Below are 1,971 nucleotides of genomic sequence, written 5' to 3'. Positions count from 1 at the left end.
CGGACATCACCACGCCCGAGGGCCGGGCCGCCGCGCTGTCGGTGGCGGGCGGGCCCGGGGCGGCGTTCGACATCGTGGTCACCAACGCGGGTGGCCCGCCGCCGGGCGACTTCCGCGACTGGGACCGCGATGCCTGGATCAAGGCGGTGGACGCCAACATGCTCACGCCGATCGAGCTGATCAAGGCCACGGTGGACGGCATGGCGGCACGGGGCTTCGGGCGCATCGTCAACATCACGTCGAGCGCGGTGAAGGCGCCCATCGACATCCTGGGCCTGTCCAACGGCGCGCGCAGCGGCCTCACGGGCTTCGTGGCGGGCGCCTCGCGCAGTTCCATTGCGGCGAAGGGCGTGACGATCAACAACCTGCTGCCGGGCAAGTTCGATACCGATCGCCTGTCGGCCAACATCCAGGCGACCGTCCAGAAGACCGGCAAGAGCGAAGACGATGTGCGCCGCGCGCACCAGGCGGCCATTCCGGCGGGCCGCTACGGCACGCCGCAGGAATTCGGGGCGATCTGCGCGTTCCTGTGCAGCGTGCAGGCGGGCTACCTGACAGGGCAGAACGTCCTGGCCGACGGCGGGGCGTTTCCTGGCACGTTCTGACGCGAAGAGGGCCGCCTTGGGGGCGGCAGGGCCTTCAAGTCCGCGACTGGGCCCCGGCCGCCGCGCCGGATGCCCTTCGCCGCCGCTCGCCCAGGCGCAGTCCGAGCACCAGGCTGGCGAGGAACACCGCGAGCGCCAGGTACGCCTGCAGGTAGTAGCTCCAGCCCTGCTCGGCATACAGGTAGGGCCCGACGTCGGTGGAGTGGATCTCCAGCAGCAGCCCGGCGAACCACAGCGCGGGCACCACCGCCAGCGCCGCGCCCAGCCACCGCCGCCAGGCCATGCCCGCCATGCACACGGCCGAGGCGCCCAGGGCCACGGCCCAGATGTGCCAGAGGGCCGGCGTCTTGTCGCTGACTTCGGCCATGGCCAGCCCCGGTGCCAGGGCCAGGGCCAGGAGCGCGGTGGTGCTTCGGGCCTTCATTGGGGCGGATAGCGGACGGTGAGCGGTATGTAGCATTCGGGAAGGCCTCCCAGTTCGCTCTTGAGCTTTTCGACGAACTTGTCGATGTGCACGGTCAGGTCGATGCAGCCGGCGCTGCCCGGCGTCGAGCCGCCGTGGATGAAGAAGCCGCCGCGCCCGTAGGTTTCTGTGCCGGGATAGGGGTGGATGGTCAGCCGGAAATTGCCCCAGGCCGCGCGCGGCGAGCGGTACAGGTTCTTGAGCCAGTTGTTGGCCCACATCTCGGACGGCTGGATCCAGTAGTCCCCTTCGGGGATGGGCCCGGCGTTGCGGGTCTTCTGCCATTCGGTGGAGTAGTCGAATTGGCCGTTTTTGGGTTTGCCGGACACGGCGGGCAGCGCGAGGACGGATTGCGTGCCCGTGCCGCGCAGGACTTTTCCGTCGAATTGCAGTGCGATTTTCGATTGCAGGCATCCGGGGGCGTGGGGTCGGCTGCGCTCCAGGGCGTAGGGATCGGACATGGCAGGGTGAAAGGGTTGGCGCCGCGCAAAAGGGCATGCGCAACGGGCAGGGCGCCCGGGCGGTTCAGCGCGGCCGGCCGATTCTAGGAGGGGGCTCTGCCGGGGCCCGTGCGTTTTTGTAATGCCGGGTGTCGGGACGTATCGCACGCCGAACGCGCGCCCTTTGGCGCGCTACACCGACCAGGTACGCGGCCGCTGCGCCGCCATGCCCCAGCACTGTGCGCGCCACGCCGCCCAAACGGCCTGCAGCAGGCCCATGGCGGGCTCCACCACGGGCGCGAGCACCCGCACCACCACCACGTTCGGATGGGGGGCTGGTGGCGCCGGACGTGGCGGCCAACGGGTGCCCGTCGATGGCGGCGCGGGCGGCGTCCAGCGCGCCTTCGCGCCGCTCGCGCGTCAGGGCTTCGCCGGCGATGAAGAAGACCGACGCCATGCAGCG

General features: G+C 70.5%; 3 protein-coding genes and 1 pseudogene. 1 reads left to right on the top strand and 3 read right to left on the bottom strand.

What is annotated here, in order from left to right:
* On the top strand, positions 1-605 hold a 605-nt coding region (locus AC27KI_RS23675; protein ID WP_487116173.1), incomplete at its 5' end, for an SDR family oxidoreductase.
* Between the two features lie 34 nt (positions 606-639).
* Here AC27KI_RS23675 and AC27KI_RS23670 read toward each other — a convergent pair.
* From AC27KI_RS23670 to AC27KI_RS23660, 3 genes and pseudogenes are all read right to left on the bottom strand, one after another.
* Positions 640-1,029 carry a hypothetical protein gene (locus AC27KI_RS23670; RefSeq protein WP_284429964.1) on the bottom strand — a complete coding sequence of 130 codons (390 nt, stop codon included), beginning with the start codon at positions 1,027-1,029 and terminating at the stop codon, positions 640-642.
* Positions 1,026-1,529, bottom strand: a complete 504-nt coding sequence (locus tag AC27KI_RS23665) for a tlde1 domain-containing protein (RefSeq protein ID WP_284426156.1) — start codon at positions 1,527-1,529, stop codon at positions 1,026-1,028. Before AC27KI_RS23665 ends, AC27KI_RS23670 begins: the two co-directional genes overlap by 4 nt.
* A 171-nt stretch (positions 1,530-1,700) precedes the next feature.
* Positions 1,701-1,971, bottom strand: a pseudogene (locus AC27KI_RS23660) (urease accessory protein UreD); the annotation flags it as partial.

The organism is Acidovorax sp. KPB24-03 (assembly GCF_057546605.1).
This window is presented reverse-complemented; position numbering and strand designations above follow the sequence as displayed.